The 19,278-nt window shown below is 72.4% G+C and carries 15 protein-coding genes; 8 read left to right on the forward strand and 7 right to left on the reverse strand.

Annotated features, from left to right (window positions below; all coding sequences use genetic code 11):
- Positions 1-16 precede the first annotated feature (16 nt).
- The 3 genes from AB0J21_RS13175 (at position 17) to ybaK (ending at position 2,399) form a co-directional block, all read left to right on the forward strand.
- Positions 17-1,057 carry a hypothetical protein gene (locus AB0J21_RS13175; protein ID WP_363145979.1) on the forward strand — a complete coding sequence of 347 codons (1,041 nt, stop codon included), beginning with the start codon at positions 17-19 and terminating at the stop codon, positions 1,055-1,057.
- A 69-nt stretch (positions 1,058-1,126) separates the two neighbouring features.
- A complete protein-coding gene (locus AB0J21_RS13180; RefSeq protein ID WP_363145980.1) occupies positions 1,127-1,867 on the forward strand; it encodes an LON peptidase substrate-binding domain-containing protein in 741 nt (246 codons plus the stop codon).
- 31 nt (positions 1,868-1,898) lie between these two features.
- Positions 1,899-2,399, forward strand: coding sequence for a Cys-tRNA(Pro) deacylase (gene ybaK / locus AB0J21_RS13185; protein WP_363145981.1), 501 nt, complete (start codon positions 1,899-1,901; stop codon positions 2,397-2,399).
- A gap of 45 nt (positions 2,400-2,444) precedes the next feature.
- Here the strand turns inward: ybaK and AB0J21_RS13190 are convergent, their stop codons facing one another.
- The 4 genes from AB0J21_RS13190 to AB0J21_RS13205 all read right to left on the reverse strand — a co-directional run bounded on the left by AB0J21_RS13190 (position 2,445) and on the right by AB0J21_RS13205 (position 6,627).
- Positions 2,445-3,197, reverse strand: a complete 753-nt coding sequence (locus tag AB0J21_RS13190) for an ABC transporter permease (protein ID WP_363145982.1) — start codon at positions 3,195-3,197, stop codon at positions 2,445-2,447.
- Positions 3,198-3,262: 65 nt separating this feature from the next.
- Positions 3,263-4,108, reverse strand: coding sequence for an ABC transporter permease (locus AB0J21_RS13195; RefSeq protein WP_363145983.1), 846 nt, complete (start codon positions 4,106-4,108; stop codon positions 3,263-3,265).
- A 106-nt stretch (positions 4,109-4,214) separates the two neighbouring features.
- Positions 4,215-5,225, reverse strand: coding sequence for an ABC transporter ATP-binding protein (locus AB0J21_RS13200; RefSeq protein ID WP_363145984.1), 1,011 nt, complete (start codon positions 5,223-5,225; stop codon positions 4,215-4,217).
- An 85-nt stretch (positions 5,226-5,310) separates the two neighbouring features.
- The gene (locus AB0J21_RS13205; RefSeq protein ID WP_363145985.1) at positions 5,311-6,627 is read right to left on the reverse strand and encodes an NYN domain-containing protein; all 1,317 of its coding nucleotides are present in this window, start codon (positions 6,625-6,627) and stop codon (positions 5,311-5,313) included.
- A 320-nt stretch (positions 6,628-6,947) separates the two neighbouring features.
- On the opposite strand from AB0J21_RS13205, the gene AB0J21_RS13210 reads away from it, so the two are divergent.
- Positions 6,948-7,130 carry a hypothetical protein gene (locus AB0J21_RS13210; RefSeq protein WP_363145986.1) on the forward strand — a complete coding sequence of 61 codons (183 nt, stop codon included), beginning with the start codon at positions 6,948-6,950 and terminating at the stop codon, positions 7,128-7,130.
- Positions 7,131-7,215: 85 nt separating this feature from the next.
- On the opposite strand, the gene dnaE is transcribed toward AB0J21_RS13210, so the two are convergent.
- Complete coding sequence (gene dnaE / locus AB0J21_RS13215; protein WP_363145987.1) at positions 7,216-10,764, reverse strand: DNA polymerase III subunit alpha; 3,549 nt, start codon at positions 10,762-10,764, stop codon at positions 7,216-7,218.
- Positions 10,765-11,223: 459 nt separating this feature from the next.
- Here dnaE and AB0J21_RS13220 point away from each other — a divergent pair, with 459 nt between their 5' ends.
- The 3 genes from AB0J21_RS13220 to AB0J21_RS13230 all read left to right on the forward strand — a co-directional run bounded on the left by AB0J21_RS13220 (position 11,224) and on the right by AB0J21_RS13230 (position 14,353).
- A complete protein-coding gene (locus AB0J21_RS13220; protein WP_363145988.1) occupies positions 11,224-12,561 on the forward strand; it encodes a DUF2252 domain-containing protein in 1,338 nt (445 codons plus the stop codon).
- Positions 12,562-12,685: 124 nt separating this feature from the next.
- Positions 12,686-13,381 carry a hypothetical protein gene (locus AB0J21_RS13225; RefSeq protein WP_363145989.1) on the forward strand — a complete coding sequence of 232 codons (696 nt, stop codon included), beginning with the start codon at positions 12,686-12,688 and terminating at the stop codon, positions 13,379-13,381.
- Between the two features lie 138 nt (positions 13,382-13,519).
- Positions 13,520-14,353 carry a thioredoxin domain-containing protein gene (locus tag AB0J21_RS13230; RefSeq protein WP_363145990.1) on the forward strand — a complete coding sequence of 278 codons (834 nt, stop codon included), beginning with the start codon at positions 13,520-13,522 and terminating at the stop codon, positions 14,351-14,353.
- Positions 14,354-14,442: 89 nt separating this feature from the next.
- Here the strand turns inward: AB0J21_RS13230 and AB0J21_RS13235 are convergent, their stop codons facing one another.
- On the reverse strand, positions 14,443-15,012 hold the full coding sequence (locus tag AB0J21_RS13235; protein ID WP_363145991.1) for a dienelactone hydrolase family protein: 570 nt from the start codon (positions 15,010-15,012) through the stop codon (positions 14,443-14,445).
- Between the two features lie 56 nt (positions 15,013-15,068).
- Here AB0J21_RS13235 and AB0J21_RS13240 point away from each other — a divergent pair, with 56 nt between their 5' ends.
- Positions 15,069-16,316 (forward strand): mechanosensitive ion channel domain-containing protein, encoded by a 1,248-nt coding sequence (locus AB0J21_RS13240; protein ID WP_363145992.1) that lies wholly within the window; start codon positions 15,069-15,071, stop codon positions 16,314-16,316.
- Positions 16,317-16,377: 61 nt separating this feature from the next.
- Here AB0J21_RS13240 and AB0J21_RS13245 read toward each other — a convergent pair whose 3' ends face one another.
- Positions 16,378-19,266: a hypothetical protein gene (locus tag AB0J21_RS13245; RefSeq protein ID WP_363145993.1), complete on the reverse strand. Its 2,889-nt coding sequence runs from the start codon at positions 19,264-19,266 to the stop codon at positions 16,378-16,380.
- Positions 19,267-19,278 lie beyond the last annotated feature (12 nt).

The raw sequence follows: 19,278 nt of genomic DNA on the forward strand, positions 1-19,278 counted from the left end.
CCACCTGCGTCTTTCAATGGTCCGCACCATGCACCCGCTGCTCGCCCTGCGCCGGACCGCGCGGATGATCCGGCATACCGCACCTCTCTGCGACGGGCTGCCCGCCGACGAGGAGGTCCTCCTCGACGCCCCGGAACCCTGGCTCGCCCCCGCCCTGGTCGCGGCGGGTACGGGCGTGTACGAGGACGCCGCGAAACTGCTCGCGGCGTCCAGGGAACGGGCCGAGTGGGAGACCCGGGACCGCTGCGTCGCGCGGCTGGCGGCCTTCGCCGACGCACGCCCGGAGTGGTTCGCCCGCTGGCAGGACGCGGCCCCGCACGATCCGGACATGCTGCTGGTCAAGGCGGAGCTCGCGCTGCGGCGCGGCTGGGCCTCCCCGGCCCGGGCGGAGCTGCTGCGCGCCGCCTCCCCGCTGATCGCCGCCGCGGCCGAGGGGGACGCCGCCGATCCGGTGCCCTGGCGGGTGGCGCTGGACCAGGCGCGCGGCACCAACGCCTCGCACACCGTCTTCGAGACGCTGTGGGAGCAGGCGGTGCGCCGCTCCTCGCACCACTACGGCTGCCATCTCTCGGCTCTGCAGTACCTTTCGGCGGCCTGGTACGGCTCGCACCGCGAGTGCTTCGACTTCGCGGAGCGGGCGGCCGAGGACGCGCTGCCCGACTCGCTGGTGCAGACCCTGCCGCTGCGTGCCGCGTACATCTGGCTGACGGCCGACGCGGGCGGTGCGCCCCGGGGCCCGCGGGCGGCGGCCGTTCCCCGGGAGCGGCTGGACGCGGCGGCGGACCGGGCCCTGGCCCTGTCGGCCCGCTACCCGGAGGGCGACGCGTGGCCGGCCGAGGCCCGCAACCTGCTCGTGTACGTCCTGCTGCGGCTGGAGCGCTGGCCGCAGGCGCTCCAGGAGCTGCACCGGGTCGGTCCGCTCGCCACCTCCGCGCCGTGGGCGGCGCTCTCCGACGATCCGCTCGCGCAGTTCCTCGACGTGCGCGACGGCGTGCGGATGGAGGTCGCGGCCCTGACTCCGGTGGGGCGCGCCCGCCGCCGCGACCGCACGCGCTGAGCGGTACGGAACGGCCGGACACGGCCTGATGGCCCCGGCTGTCGGCCGTGGCCATTAGGCTTGCCAGCCGTGACCACCGTCCGCCTTCCGCTGTTCCCGCTCAACTCGGTGCTGTTCCCGGGGCTCGTGCTCCCGCTGAACGTGTTCGAGGAGCGTTATCGCGCCATGATGCGCGATCTGAGCAAGATCCCCGAGGACGACGAACGCCGTTTCGTCGTCGTGGCCATCCGGGACGGCCGGGAGATCGCGCCGAGCGCCCCCGGTCTGCCGGACCCGACGGCGGTGCCCGAGAAGGGTCCGGCGGCCGGTTTCGGCGAGGAGCCGCTGCGCGCCTTCCACGAGGTCGGGTGCATCGCCGACACGGCGACGCTGCAGGAGCGTCCGGACGGCGGCTTCGAAGTGCTGACGACCGGGACGAAGCGGGTGCGGCTGCTCTCCGTCGACGCCTCGGGCCCGTACCTGACGGCCGAGGTCGAGGAGCTGGCCGAGGAGCCGGGCGAGGACGCGGGCTCGCTCGCGGAGACGGTGCTGCGGGCCTTCCGCTCGTACCAGAAGCGGCTCGCCGGGGCGAAGGAGCGCACGCTCGCCCCGGACGCGGAGCTGCCCGACGAGCCCTCCGTCGTCTCCTTCCTGGTGGCCGCGGCGACGATGCTCGACGTGCCGACCAGGCAGCGGCTCCTGGAGGCCCCGGACACGGCCTCGCGGCTGCGGGAGGAGCTGCGGCTGCTGCGCGCGGAGACGGCCGTGATCCGGCATCTGCCCTCGCTTCCGGCGATCGAACTGACCCGCTCCCCCACGAGCCTGAACTGAACCCGGCCGGGTTCGCCGACAGGGACCACCGATGGCGAAGAAGTCGAAGAATCAGCAGTCCGGCGGTACGCCCGCGACGCTCGCGCTGACGGCCGCGGGGGCTGCCTTCACGCTGCACGCCTACGTGCACGACCCGGCCCACCCCTCGTACGGCGAGGAGGCGGCCGAGGCCATGGGCGTCAGCGCGGAACGGGTCTTCAAGACGCTGGTCGCGGAGGTGGACGGGGCGCTGACCGTCGCGGTCGTGCCGGTCGCGGGCAGCCTGGACCTGAAGGCGCTGGCCTCGGCGGTCGGCGGCAAGCGCGCGGTGATGGCCGACCCGGCGGCGGCCGAGCGTACGACGGGCTACGTGCGCGGCGGGATCTCCCCGCTGGGCCAGCGCAAGCGGCTGCCGACCGTCGTGGACGCCTCCGCGAAGGACTTCGGGACGATCTGCGTCTCGGCGGGCCGCCGGGGCCTGGAGGTCGAGCTGGCCCCGGCCGATCTGGTGGCCCTCACCGACGCCGTACTGGCGCCGGTGGGCCGGGGCTGAGCCGCCGCACGGGGGCCGGCCCGGGGGTCCGCCCAGGGGTGCGCCTCACCCCCGCTGCGGGCCCTGGCCCTGTCCGCCGGGCTGCTGCGGGGGCGCGTACGGGGCGGGGGTGCCGTCGCCGCCCTGCGGACCGCTTCCGCCCTCCGGACGCGGGGGCGCCCCGGTCGAGGTCCACTGCGGGCCGCCGGCCCACGGGCCCTGCGGGAAGGGGACGGCCTCGCGCGGGCCGAAGACCCCGGTGAGCAGCAGGTGCAGGGCGACGGCGGCGAGCGGCCAGGCCAGCAGGACGCCCTTGGCGCCCAGTTCGAGCGGGGCGTCGAAGGTCTTGTTCTCCCCGACGGCGCGGGCGTGCGCCACGACGTCCTGGGTGGGGCCGAGCCAGATGCCCAGCCGCCAGGCCACGACCGAGCCGAGCAGCGCGCCCACCACGAGGCCCACGACGAGCGGGACCCCGCCCCGGCGCTGGATCAGGAACACCACGGCGCCGCTGACCAGGCCGAGGCCGAGGCCGAGCAGGACGAAGACCCCGTCCGTGCCGATGGCCTGTTCGCCCTCGCTGTCCTTGAGGTAGACGGCCTTGCCGTCGGAGACCAGCGGGACCCGGGGCGCGAGCCACAGCCACAGCAGGCCCATGAGCACTCCGGCCAGCACGAGGCCGAGGCTCACGAGGGCGGCCCGGCGGATCTCCGCCCCGGTCCCGGGGCCCTTGTCCTCGGGATGCGCCGGCTGCGGTCCGCCCGGCGCGGCCTGCCAGGGGTCGTACGGGGGGCCCGGGGGCGGTGTCTGGGATGCGCTCACCGGGACATCGTGTCAAACGGCTCACACCGGCTCAGGGGCGGGAGGGCCGATCGGCCCAAGCGGGCTCAGCGGGCCCCCGACACCGCCGCGCGCCGGTAGGCCCAGGTGGCGAGAGCCAGTGAGAGGACACCGACCCCCGCGCACACCCCGAGGTCGCCGAGGACGGCCGGCCAGTCGGGGGCGCCGGAGAAGGTCCTGGCCAGCGCCTCCACCCCGTAGGTGGACGGCAGCAGGTCACGGCACCAGCGGATCAGCTGCGGCATGTGGTCGGGCGGCAGCACGCCGAGCAGCAGCGCGGCGGACATCCCGAGCTGGCCGAGCAGGGTGGCGAGTTCGGCGCGCGGGGCGAGCAGTCCGCAGGCGGCGCCGAGCCCGGCGAGGGCGGCGCCCGCGAGCGGGACCACGGCGACCAGCACCCACAGGTGGGTGAGCGGCAGCCCGAACAGTCCGCAGCCCACGACGGCGGTCACGACGGTGCCAGGCACGGTGAACGAGGCGTAGGCGGCGGCGGCGCCGAGGACCACGGCGGCCGGTGGTACGGGCAGCGTCGCGTAGTGGTCGAGTCCGCCGGTGGCGCGCAGCTGCCCGAAGTACTGGGCGAGCAGGTTGAGGGCGACGAAGGCGACGACGAGGACGGCGGAGCCGGCGACGACCGAGCGGGCCTCGTCGCCGCCCTCCACGACCCCGCGCATGAGGATCATGATGCCGACGGACTGGAAGGTCGCGACGAACAGCAGCGGGATGCGGGCGACCCGGGCGCGGGAGAGCTGGGCGCGGTAGACGGCGGCGAGGGAGGGCAGCAGCCGGGCGCGGGGGGCGAGCGGGGCGGCCGCCTCGTCCTCGCCGCCCCGGGCGGGGGCCGCGCCGGACGCGCGCAGCGTGCCGGAGGCCTCGACGGGCGCGGCGCTCATCGCGGACCGCCCTCGCCGGGCGACGCGGGGCTGCGGTCCACCGGTACGGCATTCACGCTGCGGGCGCTCCTGTTCGCTGGGCCGAGGGGCGGGCCCGCGGTCTGGTTCATGACTTGACCAGGCCCTTCGTCCGGCCGCCGAGGGCGAGGTAGACGTCTTCGAGACTGGGGGTGCTGAGGGTGAAGTCGTCGAGGGCGCGGAAGGCGGCGCCCCCGGTCACGGCGGAGACGGCGGCGCGCGCCTCGTCGGGCCCCAGGCGCAGGGTCCAGCGGCGGCCGGACTCGACCGCGGAGTGCCGCAGGACGGCGACCTCGGGCACGTCGAGCGGGGCCTGTTCGCGCCACACGAGTTCGAGCCTGACCTCGTGGGCGACGCGGGACTTGAGCCCCGAGGGGGTGTCGCAGGCGATGACCCGGCCCTGTTCGAGGACGGCGACCCGGTCGAGCACCGTCTCGGCCTCGATGACGTTGTGGGTGACCAGCAGGACGGTGACCCCGTGTTCGGCGCGGCGCCGGTCGACGGCGGCCCACACGGCGCGCCGGGCCACCGGGTCCATTCCGGTGGTGGGTTCGTCCAGGACGAGGACGGAGCGTTCGCCGACGAGGGCGGCGGCGAAGCACGCGAGACGGCGCTGCCCGCCGGAGAGCTTCTTGAGGGGGCGCCCGGCGATGTCGGCCAGGCCGAGTTCGTCGAGGACGGCGTCCCGGGCGCGGCGGGCCTCGGGCAGGTCGAGTCCGCGCAGCCGCCCGGTGGTCTCGGCGGCCAGGGACACGGTCAGTTCGTCGAGCGCGGTCGACTCCTGGCCGAGGTAGGCGAGCAGCCGGGCCGCGCGCTCGGGGTGGCGCACGAGGTCGTGGCCCAGCAGGTGAACGCTGCCGGAGTCGGGGCGCATCAGGCCGGTCAGCTGCCGTACGAGGGTGGACTTGCCTGCGCCGTTGGGCCCGAGCAGTCCGAAGATCTCGCCACGTCGCACGTCGAGGTCGATGCCGTCGGTGGCCCGTACGGCAGGGGCAGCGGGCTGTCCGCGCCGGCCGCGCAGCGCGGGATAGGTCTTGACCAGATCCCGCACGACGCACACCGCGTCGCTTCCCCGCGCCCGTGCCGTGCCGTAACTCACGAGAACCGAGGCTACTGGGTGTCCGGTCCGGGACGGCGGGCGGGGCCGGTTCCCACGCGAATACGGCGTGTCGGGTTTCTCACCGTCATTCGACGACGCTGGCGGCCTCGGCGCCCACCTCGCGCCAGAAGCCGGCCCGGATCGCGTAGCGGTCGTTCTCGTCGATCTGGTCGTCCTTGTGGGCGAGCAGGCCGAAGCGCGCGGCGTAGCGCAGCAGCTCGCCGTCGACGCGGTGCGGGATGCGCGGGTAGAGCCCGGAAAGCCGCTCGCGCAGCGGGGGGAGCCCGGGCTGTCCGGGCATCCTGGCGAGCCAGCGGCGGGCGAAGACCTGCCCGACCTCGTAGGGGTCGCCGCCGACCGTCGTGATGTCCTCCTCGCGGTCGGCCCACCGCTGTTCGGCGGTCGTGAGCTGGGCGAGGGTCGGCAACTGGGCGGCCTCGGGGGGCTCGCCGGGGCCGGGGCGCTCGACCCAGCCCTTGTCGGAGGACCAGCGCAGGGTCGCGTTCGCGGGCGGGGACGGGGCGGGGCCGGCGGCGACGGCGCGCAGCGCGGCGAGGTCCTTGGGGGTGGGCACGCCCTTGCCGGGGGCGGGACGGTCCTCCTCGCGGTCCTCCTCGGCGGCGCGGGACGCGACGGGTCCGCCGTCGTGCCCGGCGCGTTCCAGGGGTGCGTGTTCGGGCGCGCGGTGGCCGTTCTCCCCGTTCCTGTCGGCGCGGTGGGCGGGCGCGGTGTGGCCGTCCGCTCCGTGCCCGGCGGAGGGCAGGGCCGACTCGGGCAGCGGGGCGGAGAGGATCGCGGCGTACTCGGGGCGGGGTTCGGCGGGCGGGGCGCACAGCCCGGGGTGTTCCTTGGCGCGGATGGCGCCGGTGATCCACTGCCGGTCCAGGACGCGACGCTCGTCGGCCTCGGCGACGAGGTCCTCGGACTGGTTGTAGTCCCCGTCGGCGGCCTGGACGGCCCACAGGTGCACGGCGACACCGTGCTCCTTGGCGGAGACGAGGCCGGGCAGCAGGTCTCCGTCACCGGTCACCAGGACGACGTCCGAGCAGGCCCGGTTGCGGGCGAGTTCGGTCAGCTCGGCGTGCATCGCGGCGTCCACGCCCTTCTGAGCCCACCGCCCGTCACTGCGGGTGAGGGCACCGAGCCGTACGGTGACGCGAGGGCGGACGCGCAGCCTGCGGTGTTCGGGCTGCGGGACGCGGTCGGGGGCGCCGTCGAACCAGTAGATGCGCAGCAGCGGCTGCTGGGTCTCGTGTTCCGCGCGCTCCCGCAGTCGCTGGATGAGGGCGTGGTGGTCCACGGTGATCCGGGAGCGGGAGGGTTCGCCGGCGAGCAGGCTCGCGGCGGCGCCGAGCAGATATCCGGCGTCCACCAGGACGACGCAGCGGTCCACGCGTTCCACCCTCTTCCCTAAAGTCCCTGTTCGGCCCCGCGTCCACGGTGACGGGGACAGGCGCACATCGGGTTTCCTTCGAGTCTGCCCGACAGTGCGGGGGTTAACGGCCTGAACTCGATCTTCGGCGCGGCGTTTCCACGCTTCGGCCGCTTCCCGCCTTCCCGCCGCCCGTCTCCCCCGCTCTTCCTCCCCTTCTCCGGGGGCGGTGACACCCGAGCGCGCCAGCGGTGATGACGCACGGTAATGATCCGAAATGCGTTCTCTGTCCGGTCATGTGAGCCTGAAGGCGGACCTGGCCCCGAGAACCTCGCAGGAGGAAGATTTCCATGGCCAAGAACAAGAACAACCGCAAGCAGGGCGACTCCCGCAACCGCGGCTCGGCGGCCGAGGAGGCGCAGGCCGAGGCGAGGACGAGCGCGACGGAGGCCCGGGAGGGCTTCCAGTCCCAGGCGCAGGGCAGCCCCGCCGACGTGGCCCGTAAGCACCAGCGCCGTTTCGGCCACAACTGAGCGGTGCCACGCGCTGACGACGTGGGAGAGGGGCGCACCCCGGCCGGGTGCGCCCCTCTCCCACGTACGGTTTCCGCCCGGGGTGTCAGCCGGCCAGGCAGGAGGGGCCGAGCAGGACCTTCAGGTCACCGAACAACGAGGGGTCGGGCTGGACCCGGTGCCGATCCAGGCGCAGCACGGTGGTCTTGCGGGGGCCCTGGAGCTTGATCCGGACCTCCGAGTTGCCGCGGTGGCTGCCGAGCACCTCGTTGAGCCTGCTGATCATCGGCGGGGTGACCCGGACCGCCGGGATGGTGATGATCACCGGCGCGTTGGTCCCCGCGTTCGACAGGTCGGGCACCTGGAGCTCCATCGCGACCAGCCGGGGGATGTCCTCGCGCTTGTCGAGCCGCCCCTTGACGAACACCACGGTGTCCTCAACGAGTTGGGTGGACACGAGCTGGTAGGTGGCGGGGAAGAACATGCACTCGATGGAGCCGGCGAGGTCCTCGACGGTCGCGATGGCCCAGGCGTTGCCCTGTTTGGTCATCTTGCGCTGGAGCCCGGAGATGATGCCGCCGATGGTGACGACGGCGCCGTCCCCGAAGTCCCCGCCGGTGAGCTGGGAGATGGCCGCGTCGCTCTTGTCGCTCAGGACGTGTTCGATGCCGAACAGCGGGTGGTCGGACACGTAGAGCCCGAGCATCTCGCGTTCCTGGGCCAGCAGGTAGGACTTGTCCCACTCGTCCTCGGTGAAGGTGACGTCGAGCCCGAAGCCCGGCTCGTCCTTGCCGCCGTCCTCCCCCATGCCGCCGAACAGGTCGAACTGTCCCTCGGCCTCCTTGCGTTTGACCGCGACGACGTTGTCGATCATCGGCTCGTACTGCGCGGTGAGGCCCTTGCGGGTGTGGCCCATCTCGTCGAAGGCGCCGGCCTTGATGAGCGATTCCGTGGTGCGCTTGTTGCAGGCCGCGGCCTCGACCTTGTCGAGGTAGTCGGGGAAGGAGGCGTACTTCCCCTTGGCCTTGCGGCTGCGGATGATCGAGTCCACGACGTTCTGCCCGACGTTGCGCACGGCGGTGAGACCGAAGAGGATCACGTCGTCGCCCTGGGCGGCGAAGTTGGCGACCGACTCGTTGACGTTGGGCGGCAGCACCCGGATGCCCATGCGGCGGCACTCGTTGAGGTAGACCGCGGACTTGTCCTTGTCGTCGCGCACCGAGGTGAGCACGGCGGCCATGTACTCGGCCGGGTAGTTGGCCTTGAGGTAGGCGGTCCAGTAGGTGACCAGCCCGTACGCGGAGGAGTGGGCCTTGTTGAAGGCGTACCCGGCGAAGGGCACCAGAACGTCCCACAGCGCCTGGATCGCCTCGTCGGAGAAGCCCTTCTTCTTGGCACCCGCCTGGAACAGGACGAAGTTCTTCTGGAGCTCGTCGGCCTTCTTCTTGCCCATGACGCGGCGCAGGATGTCGGCCTCGCCCAGCGAGTAGCCGGCGATGATCTGCGCGGCCTTCTGCACCTGCTCCTGGTAGACGATGAGCCCGTAGGTGAGGCCCAGCACCTCCTTGAGCGGCTCCTCCAGCTCGGGGTGGATCGGGGTGATCTCCTGCTGGCCGTTCTTGCGCAGCGCGTAGTTGGTGTGCGAGTTCATGCCCATCGGGCCCGGCCGGTACAGGGCCGAGACGGCGGAGATGTCCTCGAAGTTGTCGGGCTTCATGAGGCGCAGCAGGGAGCGCATGGGCCCGCCGTCGAACTGGAACACGCCGAGGGTGTCGCCCCGGCACAGCAGTTCGTAGGTCTTCGGGTCGTCCAGCGGGATGGCGAGCAGGTCGAGGTCGAGGCCCTTGTTGGCCTTCACCATCTTGACCGCGTCGTCCATGATCGTCAGGTTGCGCAGGCCCAGGAAGTCCATCTTCAGCAGGCCGAGCGACTCGCACTGCGGGTAGTCCCACTGCGTGATCGTCACGTTGTCCGTGTGCCGGACCCAGACCGGGGCGTGGTCGATGATCGGCTCGCTGGACATGATGACGCCGGCGGCGTGCACGCCCATCTGCCGCACGAGGCCCTCGACGCCCTTGGCGGTGTCGATGACCTTCTTGACGTCGGGCTCGTTCTCGTACATCCCCCGGATCTCGCCCGCCTCGGAGTAGCGGGGGTGCTTGGGGTCGGTGATGCCGTTGAGGTCGATGCCCTTGCCGAGGACGTCGGCGGGCATCGCCTTGGTGAGCCGGTCGCCCATCGCGTACGGGTAGCCGAGGACGCGCGCGGAGTCCTTGATGGCGTTCTTGGCCTTGATCTTGCCGTAGGTGCCGATCATGGCGACCTTGTCGGCGCCGTACTTCTCGGTGACGTAGCGGATCACCTCGACGCGCCGGCGTTCGTCGAAGTCGATGTCGACGTCGGGCATGGAGATGCGCTCGGGGTTGAGGAAGCGCTCGAAGATCAGTCCGTGCTCGATCGGGTCGAGGTCGGTGATGCCCATCGCGTACGCGACGATCGAGCCGGCCGCGGAGCCTCGCCCCGGACCGACCGCGATGCCGTTGTTCTTCGCCCACATGATGAAGTCGGCGACGACGAGGAAGTAGCCGGGGAACCCCATCTGGATGATGACGTCCATCTCGTACTCGGCCTGCTTCTGCCGGTCGTCGGGAACGCCCGCCGGGTAGCGGCGCTCCATCCCGCGGCGGACCTCCTCCTGGAACCAGGTGATCTCCGTGAAGCCCTCGGGGATGTCGAACTTCGGCATCAGGTCGCGCTTCTCGAACATCCCGCCGGTGTCGATCTGCTCGGCGACCAGGAGGGTGTTGCGGCAGCCCTCCTGCCAGGCGTCCGAGGAGTCGATCGCGTACATCTCGTCGGTCGACTTGAGGTAGTAGCCCGTGCCGTTGAAGCGGAAACGGTCGGGGTCGGAGAGGTTCTTGCCGGTCTGGATGCACAGCAGCGCGTCGTGGGCGGTGGCCTCGTGCGCGTAGGTGTAGTGCGAGTCGTTGGTGACCAGCGGCGGGATGCCGAGCTTCTTGCCGATCTCCAGCAGGCCCTCGCGCACCCGGCTCTCGATGTCGATGCCGTGGTCCATCAGCTCCAGGAAGTACCGGCCCTTGCCGAAGATGTCCTGGTAGTCGGCGGCTGCCTTGAGCGCCTCCTCGGGCTGGCCCAGCCGCAGCCGCGTCTGCACCTCCCCGGAGGGGCAGCCGGTCGAGGCGATCAGGCCCTCGGACCACTGCGCGATGGTCTCCTTGTCCATGCGCGGCCACTTCTGGAGCCAGCCCTCGGCGTAGGCGTCGGAGGACAGCCGGAACAGGTTGTGCAGGCCGGTCTTGTTCGCGGCCCAGATCGTCTTGTGCGTGTAGCCACCGGAGCCGGAGACGTCGTCGCGCTTCTGGTGCGGCTGGCCCCACTGGATCTTGCGCTTGTTGCGCCGGGACTCGGGCGCGACGTAGGCCTCGATCCCGATGATCGGCGTGATCCCGGCCTTCTTCGCCTGGTGGAAGAAGTCGTAGGCCCCGTGCAGGTTGCCGTGGTCGGACATCGCGATGTGCGACATCCCCATCTCCTTGCACGCGTCGAACATGTCCGTGAGCCGGGCCGCGCCGTCCAGCAGCGAGTACTGGGTGTGCACGTGCAGATGGGTGAACGGCGGCTTGGACGAGGACACGACAGGGGCCTCCGGCGGCACATCGACAACAGGACGAACAGCGAGGAAGTCTACGTCGCAGGACCAAGATCCATCCCGCCCACCACCAAGCCCGAACCCGCCCACGCCCTCACCACATGTACGGCCCCACCCCCACCCCACGCACGACCGCACCCCTCCACCACACGTACGGCCGCACCCTTCAAGCCCGTCCGGCGCTTGAGGACAAGGCCGAAGGCCGGCACCCCCGCACGCCCAACCCCAACCCCCACGCACGACCGCACCCCCCAGCCCGTCCGGCGCTTGAGGACAAGGCCGAAGGCCGGCATCAGTAACCGCCACACAAAGCGCACCCCCACCCGGGGCCGTCCGCCAAGGACCCGGGCACTCGGCGGTACCTTCAGGCGTTGACACACCGGGACGTACAGAGGTCCCCGGGCAAAGACGCCCCGCACTTCCCGTACCAGGAGGCACCCAGCGATGTCGGTCCCGCAGTCCACGGCAGCAGACCGCGAGGAGCGTGGGGAGCAGATCCTCGCGGTGTTCGACACGGCGTTCGGTGAGCTGCTGGCCGCCGACCCCGCCGCGTTCCGGGTGAAGTTCCGCAAGATGGCGGCCTCCGCCTTCGCGTTCTACCGCGGTACGGCCTGCCTGTTCTACGCGGACCTCGCGCGCGAGCAGCACGCGGGCCCCTACCTGGACGACCGCACCGGCCGGGTGTGGATCCACGGCGATCTGCACGCCGAGAACTTCGGCACCTACATGGACGCCCAGGGCCGCCTGATCTTCAACGTCAACGACTTCGACGAGGCGTACGTCGGCCCCTTCACGTGGGACCTCAAGCGGTTCGCGGCCTCGCTCGCCCTGATCGGCTACGCGAAGGCGCTCAGCGACGAGCAGATCAGCGAGCTGGTCGGGATCTACGCGGTCGCCTACCGCGAGCGCGTCCACCAGCTCGCGACGGGCGCCAAGAGCGACGAGGTGCCGCCCTTCACCCTGGACACCGCGGACGGGCCGCTGCTGGGCGCGCTGCGCGAGGCCCGTTCGCTCACCCGCTTCGGCCTGCTCGACTCGATGACGGAGATCCGCGACTTCGAGCGCCGCTTCGCTCCGGGCGGCGGCTCCCTGGAGCTGGACGCCGCGACCCGCTACAAGGTCCTGGCCGCGTTCGACGGGTACCTGGAGACGCTGCCGGACTCGTCCCTGACCCGCCCCGACTCCTACCGCGTCAAGGACGTCGTGGGCCGGCGCGGCATCGGGATCGGCTCGGCCGGGCTGCCCTCGTACAACATCCTGCTGGAGGGCAACAGCGACGCCCTGGAGAACGACGTGGTGATCTACGTCAAGCAGGGGCAGACCCCGGCCGTCAGCCGGCACATCACCGATCCCGCGATCCGCTCCTACTTCCAGCACGAGGGGCACCGCACGGTCATCTCGCAGCGCGCCCTGCAGGCGCACGCCGACCCGTGGCTGGGCTGGACCGAGCTGGACGGGGCGGGGCAGCTGGTCGCCGAGGTCTCGCCGTACGCGGTGGACCTCGACTGGTCGGACATCGACGAGTACGAGGAGATCGCGGCGGTCGTCGCGGACCTCGGCCGGGCCACGGCGGCGATGCACGCGGCGGCGGACGACGAGAGCGGGCACTCCGAGCTGGTGCCCTTCTCGACCGAGCGGGCCATCGACGCGGCGATCGCCGCCGACGAGGAGGGCTTCGCCGGACTGCTCGTGGGCTTCGCGCACGAGTACGGCGCGCGGGCCCGCCACGACCACCAGATCTTCGTGGACCTCTTCCGCAACGGCCGCATCCCCGGCCTGTAGCCCCCCCCCGGCGCGCGTCGCTCCCGCCCCAGCGGCGGAGCGGCGCGTGCCCTTGTTCACAGGCCCTGCTTCACAGGAACCCTTTAGGGCTCGTTTACCGGGGCCCGTGGCACACTCGGCAACGATGGACATATCCGGGACCCAGCTCAGAGCGCTGCGCGCGACGCTGTTCACAGCGCTCGTCGTGACGCTCTCGGCTGCCTCGCACGTCGTGCTGTCCCGGGCCCCCCTGCCGCTGCTCCCCCTGCTCGCCGTCGCCGGCGCGGTCTTCGCGCTGTCGTACGGCCTGGCCGGGCGGGAGCGCGGTTTCTGGCACATCGCGGCGCTGCTGGTCCCCCTGGAGCTGGCGGCGGACACGGTCCTCACCACCGGTCAGCATGTCTGTTACGGCCCTGCGGGCGGCCCCGTCGCGGGCCCGCTGCGCTCGTTCGGGATCGACGTGCTGTGCGGCGGCGGACCGGTCGGCACGCCGCTGAGCTCTCTCGCCGGTGGCGAGGAGACGCATGCCGCGCTGCTGCTGGCCGATCCGCGTCCCGGCGCCTCCTGGGTCCTGCTGGGCGCCCACCTCGCGGTGGGGCTGCTCGCGGCGGCCTGGCTGCGGCGCGGGGAACGCGCCCTGGCCCAGTCGCTCGCCGCCTTCACGGCCTTCGCCTTCCGCCCGCTGCTGCTCGCCGTGGCCTTCGTCACGGCCGGCGGCGCCCGCGCGGTGCGCGCGATCGCGCCTCGTCCGGCGCGCGCCGGACGCCGTCCGCACCTGGCGCTGCTCGCCCACTCCCTGGGACGGCGCGGCCCGCCCGCGGTGGCGAACGCCCCGGCCTGACCACGGCCTGCGGCGTCCCCTCCTCCCTTTTCTTCCTTCCGCCCGTCCGACCGGGCCCCGCCGTGTCCCCTCGTGGGCGCGCGGCGCAGGTGTGACCGGTCCGGGCCCCCCGCACTTTTCTGTCTCGACGGAGTACCCATGAGCAAGCGCAACACCCAGCAGGAGAAGACCGCGGCCCGTGAGCGGCTGCGTGCCGAACGCGAGCGGCAGGCCAAGAAGGAGGCCAGGAACCGGCAGCTCAAGGTGGGCGGCGGGGTCCTCGCCGTCCTGGTCATAGCCGGCGGTGTCGTGTTCGGCGTGAGCCAGGCCAGTGGCGGCGGCTCCGGCTCCGGTGCCTCCGGCCAGTGGGCCTCGGCGGAGAAGGACCCGCTGGTGAAGCCGAAGAACACGAGCGGCAAGGACGGCACGACCGTCGTGGTCGGCAAGGCCGACGCGAAGAAGACCCTCCAGATGTACGAGGACCCGCGCTGCCCCGTCTGCGCCCAGTTCGAGCAGACGGTCGGCTCGACGGTGGACAAGGGCGTCGAGGACGGGACGTACAAGGTCCAGTACATCGGCGCGACCTTCCTGGACGGCAACCTCGGCGGGTCCGGCTCGAAGAACGCGCTGAGCGCGCTGGGCGCGGCCCTCAACGTGAGCCCCGACGCCTTCTGGCACTTCAAGTCCGCGATGTACACGAAGGACAACCACCCCGACGAGCAGACGGACACCTTCAACAGCGACGCGGCCCTCATCAAGATCGCCGACCAGGTGCCGGAGCTGAAGGGTGACAAGGCGTTCCAGAAGGACGTCAAGGACGGCACCTTCGACAAGTGGGCGCTGACCATGTCGGACAAGTTCGACAAGAGCGGCGTGCAGGGCACCCCGACCCTGGAGATGGACGGCAAGAAGCTGACCTCGCCGGGCAGTGACAACGCGCCGATGACGGTCGCCGACTTCACCAGCGCGCTCGACCCGCTGCTGAAGGGCTGACCACCACCGCGCGAGAACGAAGGAGGGGCGGACCACGTACGCCGTGGTCCCGCCCCTCCTTCGTTTCCCCGCCTGCGGGCTCTCGCGGCCTACAGGCTGTCGAGGAAGCCGAGCGCGACGCTCCAGGTCTCCTGCGCGGCCCGTTCGTCCCAGTCCGGCAGTCCGGGGTCGGTGTAGAGGTGCCCGGCGCCCGGGTGGCCGAAGACCTCGACGTCGGCTCCGGCCCGCCGCATCCGCAGGTACCAGGCGTTCAGCCAGTCGTGCGACTCGAAGGGGTCGGGGTCGGCGACGTGCAGCTGGACGGGCAGGTCGTCGACGCTCGCGTCGTCCTTGAGGTCCGAGGTGCCGTGCAGGAGCAGCAGTCCGCGGGCCTTCTCGTCGCCGAGGGCGAGGTTCTGCGCGAGCGCGCCGCCGAGCGAGAACCCGGCGTAGACCAGACCCCGGTCGGACAGGGGCGCGGCGGCCTTGATCGCCCTGGTCAGCAACTCCTCGTTACCGATCTCGTCCCGCAGTTCCAGGCCCCGCTCCAGGGTGTCGGCCGTTTGTCCCCCGTACAGGTCGGGCACATGCACCTGATGTCCGGCGGCTCGCAGCCGGTCGGCCGCCGAGTGGACGGCCGGTCGCAGACCGTAGGCGGAGTGAAGAAGCAGGATGTCCATACGGGACATCCTGCCAGCCGCCGCTTCCCCCACTTCCAACGGAGACCAAGGGAGAGATGGAGAACATACTGCGCCCCGTCCTGGTGATCGGTGGTTCCGTCCTGTTCACGCTGGTCATCGGCTGGGCGGTGGACCAGCTGCTGCGCCGGGCCGACGCCCGCCACCACGAGACGCCCCTGTGGGGAATGCTGCGGCAGTGCCGGGTGCCCTGGCAGGTGGTGCTGCTCGCGGCGATGCTGCGCGGCTCCTACCGCGAGATCACCTGGCGTCCGGTCCGTCACTTCGACGGCGCCATCGGCCTCGTCCTCTCCCTCGTCCTCATCGGGGCGACGGCCTGGCTGCTGATCCGGGTCGCCTCGGCCGTCGTGGAGTCCTCGTACGCCCGTTATGCCTCGGCCACGCGTGATCCCGCCCGGGTGCGCCGGGTGCGCACCCAGGTGACGCTCATCATGCGGATCGTCACCGCGCTGGTCATCGTGATCGCGGTGGCGGCGATGCTCATGACCTTCCCCGACCTGCGGACGGCGGGGAAGTCGGTCCTGGCCTCGGCGGGCCTGATCGGGATCGTGGCCGGTGTCGCGGCCCAGTCGACGCTGGGCAACCTCTTCTCCGGTTTCCAGATCGCCTTCGGCGACATGGTGCGCATCGGCGACACCGTGGTGGTGGACGGCGAGTGGGGCGTGGTCGAGGAGGTCACGCTGACCTTCCTCGCGGTCCGTACCTGGGACGAGCGGCGCATCACCATGCCGGTGTCGTACTTCACCAGCAAGCCCTTCGAGAACTGGTCGCGCGGCGGGGCGCAGATGTCCGGCACGGTCTTCTTCCAGCTCGACCACTCCGCCCCGGTCCCGCTGATGCGCGAGCAGTTGCAGGTCATCCTGGACGACTGCCCGGCCTGGGACCGCCGCGACTGGAGCCTCGCGGTGACCGACACGACGCAGACCACGATCGAGGTCCGCGCCGTGGTCACCGCGAAGAACGCCGACGACATCTGGACGGTGCGCTGCGTGGTGCGCGAACGGATGATCGCCTGGCTGAGCGAGAAGCACCCGTACGCGCTGCCGAGCGTCGCGACGGTCCCGGCGGTGGCCCCGCCCGAGGAGGACACCGTCCGGCTGCGCAAGGACGAGACGCCGCGTCAGGAGGAGGTGCACAGCAACAACGCCGACGCGTACGCCGCCCGGGCCGGGCGCTTTGACGGCCTGGAGGACCGGCCGGCCGCCCCGCAGGTCCCGCAGCCGTCCCGCGAGGACGGCGACCGCCCGAGCCGGGTGGACGCCGCGCCGCGTACGGGGCGGGGCTGAGACACGTCGGCGCACGGGGTGACGCCCCGGTGAGCGGCGTCCGCACCCGGGCGGGCGCCGCTCACCGCTTCTTGTCGATACGGCAGTCGGCGACCGTCAGCTCCTTGGCGGCGCCGCTCGTCCGGCCGCACAGCATGACCGACTCCGTCTTGCCACTGCCCGGGTCCTGCCGCACCCGCCACAGCGCGATGGCGTGGCCCGTCCGCACCCCGTAGACCGGCGCGTCCTTGAAGTTCACGGTGCCGGTGGCCTGGGCGCCCAGCTCGACGTCGCGCAGGTTGACCCAGGTCGCCGCCCGGCTGTGGACCCGGTCCTTGCGGCTGGCCGCCTCGTACAGGGCGCGGGTCGCGTCGTGGGACAGGGCGGTCTGGCCGCTCGCGAGGAAAGGGCTGTTGTAGCCGGCCTGCCTGCCGCTGGTGCCGGGCAGGTAGCGCTCGACGTCCCGGTAGAACTCCGTTCCGGGCGCCGCGTCCCTGAGGTCGGCGAGGGTCGCGTGGTAGATCGTGACGTTGCGCCCGATGCCCTCGCTCTCGAAGTGGGCCTTGGAGACGTCGTCCCCCATGACCAGGGCGATCCTGTGCCGGTGGCAGTCGTCGTCCTCCGACAGGGCGCGCAGCAGGTTGCCGAGGTCCTCGACGCGGCCCGCGAAGTAGATGACGTCGGGCACCTCTCCCGGGACGCAGAACCCGGAGACGGCGTCCCGCAGCGCCGCGCCGCCGCTGTCCCGCAGCTGGTAGCGGATGGGTTTCTCGGGGGCGAGGGTGAAACCGCGGTCCTGCAGCATCCGCCCGCCGTACTTCTCCTGCTCCCCCGTGTACATGTCGCCGGTGCCCTTGGTCTCCCGGCTCAGTACGAGCGCCCGCTGCGGCTTTCCCTCCGTGCGCAGTTGCCGCACGAGCAGGCCGAGCTGCTGCGCCTGCCACTCGTCGGGCGCCGCGAGCGAGAACCAGTTGGCGTACTTCTCGGGCAGGTAGGTGGCGGAGTTGGTGCCGGAGACGACGGGCAGCCCGGCCGCGCCGAGGATCTCGGTGACCTTCCCGCTGGTCTTCATGTCCCGCCCGGCGCCGACCACGCCGACGACCGTGGCGTCGCGCTGCGCGTAGTCGGCGATGAGCCGGGCCATCCGCACCTGTTCGTCCATGTCGACCCCGCCGTTGGCGACGAGGACACGGAGTTTGACGGGTGCGTTGTCCTCGTTGACCGCGGCCTGGGCGAGCGCGAGTCCGGCCAGTTCCTCGGTGCCCTTGACGGGCGAGGAGCTTCCCGTGGCGTCGGCGCTGAGCGGGCCCGCGTAGACGATGGTGACGTAGTGGCCCGCGGAGTTCGCGAGCACCTTCCGGTTGCGCTCCCCGATCTGTTTTTCCAGCTCCGGGACGCTCCAGGGCACGCCGCCTGCCACCGGGCCGCGCCGGTCCTTGGGCAGCCGGGCGCCGAAGCTGACCGCGCCGGTCGAGATCCCGATGCACTGCTCCTCCCCGCCCGCGCCCGGCAGCAGCACCGAGTCCCGGTCGGCGGTGAGCAGCCCGGTGCGGCAGTACGTCGCGTCGAGGTGGAGCTGCTGGGCGACGAGCAGACCGGCGACGAGGGCCAGGCCCACCCCGAGGACCCCCGCCGACCACAGGACGCGGGCCGGGGCGGGCCGGGCCGAGGCCCGCTCGCACCAGCGCACCGGCTGGGCGGGCCGTTCGAGGTCGGTCGGGGTCAGCGCGATCGGCAGCGCCCACGGCACGGTGCCCGAGCGGCTCGGGGACTGCCGGGCGCGCAGGGCCCCCTCCCACTCCTCGTGCAGATGCGCGACGCGCTCGCTCAGGTTCAGCGGCGCGGTCCGCCGGGGCGCGACCCGGATCGTCGTACGGGGCCGGTCGAGGGCCGGTACGTCCTGCGCGGCCACCGAGGCGACGACGAGCAGCGGGTCCAGCTCGCTGCGCACGGTCCGCACGTCGCTGATCGCCTGGAGCAGCGCGATGCCGCCGTCCGCCGCGTCCGCCCGGTGCAGGAACAGCACGGGGGGCCGCAGCCGTTTGAAGCCGCGCAGGTCCCAGCTCCAACGGCGGTGGGCGTCCCGCAGGTCCTCAAGCAGCGCGAGGACGTGCAGCTGGAGCTGGGCGTCACCGCCCGCGCGCAGCGAGTCGGCCACGTCCCCGGCGCGGTGGGTGATCGCCCGCCAGGAGCGCAGCGGGTGCAGCAGCCCGGCCTCGTAGGCCTGTTGGCCGGCGACGGGGAGCAGGAAGGTGGTGGTCAGGAACCAGCGGCTCTCCCGGCGCAGCCACAGCAGCATCGGGGTGCGGCCGGGCGGTACGAGGTAGAGGACGGCGAGCAGGAAGAGGAAGCCGCAGGCCACGGTGAGCGCGATCGGGGCCTCGAAGAGCGGCAGTACGGCGGCGAGGACGGCGAGGACGGCGGCGAGCATCCCGGCGCCGGCCTGCCGGGACCGGTCCGCGACCGAGTCGCGGCGGTTGGCCCGGCGGGGGCGCCAGTGCTGTGCCGCGAGCTGGTCGAGGAGATCGCGGCGGCGCTGCACCGGATCGCTGACGCCGTCCCGCGTCGCCTCCTCGGCGTCCACGGCGCGTACGGCGTCGGCCAGGGCGTGGACGAGGCGCAGGCGCCGGAAGCGGTACCGGCGGTAGGCCGTCTGCGGACCGAGGCCGGAGGTGCCCTCCCACTCCCGTCCGGAGTCGATACGGCGCAGCAGGGCGGCGGCCCGCACCCGGTCGTCGTCGCCCGCGCCCTCGGCCGGGATCTGCGGGTCGTGCGGGTTGAGGACCGCGCAGCGCGCGCCGTGGGCGAGCTGGACCCGGTGGACGTCGTCGAGTATCCGGTCGGCCCGGTGGTCGTCCTCGGGCCGCTCGGCGTGCAGGACGAACATGGGCAGCAGCGGATCCCCGCCGCGGAAGTCACGGACGAGTTCCTCGACGCGCTGCTGAAGGTCGACGCTCGCGCGAACGGACACCCCGATGGGGTG

It is taken from the genome of Streptomyces sp. NPDC049954 (assembly GCF_040656295.1).
Taxonomy (GTDB): Bacteria; Actinomycetota; Actinomycetes; order Streptomycetales; family Streptomycetaceae; genus Streptomyces.

Bases quoted from the DNA above. Each gene is read 5' to 3' on its own strand.
- AB0J21_RS13225 (WP_363145989.1), top strand. From the start codon at position 12,686: ATGGACATATCCGGGACCCAGCTCAGAGCGCTGCGCGCGACGCTGTTC.
- AB0J21_RS13230 (WP_363145990.1), top strand. From the start codon at position 13,520: ATGAGCAAGCGCAACACCCAGCAGGAGAAGACCGCGGCCCGTGAGCGG.
- AB0J21_RS13240 (WP_363145992.1), top strand. From the start codon at position 15,069: ATGGAGAACATACTGCGCCCCGTCCTGGTGATCGGTGGTTCCGTCCTG.
- AB0J21_RS13210 (WP_363145986.1), top strand. From the start codon at position 6,948: ATGGCCAAGAACAAGAACAACCGCAAGCAGGGCGACTCCCGCAACCGC.
- ybaK (WP_363145981.1), top strand. From the start codon at position 1,899: ATGGCGAAGAAGTCGAAGAATCAGCAGTCCGGCGGTACGCCCGCGACG.
- AB0J21_RS13220 (WP_363145988.1), top strand. From the start codon at position 11,224: ATGTCGGTCCCGCAGTCCACGGCAGCAGACCGCGAGGAGCGTGGGGAG.
- AB0J21_RS13195 (WP_363145983.1), bottom strand. From the start codon at position 4,108: ATGAGCGCCGCGCCCGTCGAGGCCTCCGGCACGCTGCGCGCGTCCGGC.
- AB0J21_RS13175 (WP_363145979.1), top strand. From the start codon at position 17: ATGGTCCGCACCATGCACCCGCTGCTCGCCCTGCGCCGGACCGCGCGG.
- AB0J21_RS13235 (WP_363145991.1), bottom strand. From the start codon at position 15,012: ATGGACATCCTGCTTCTTCACTCCGCCTACGGTCTGCGACCGGCCGTC.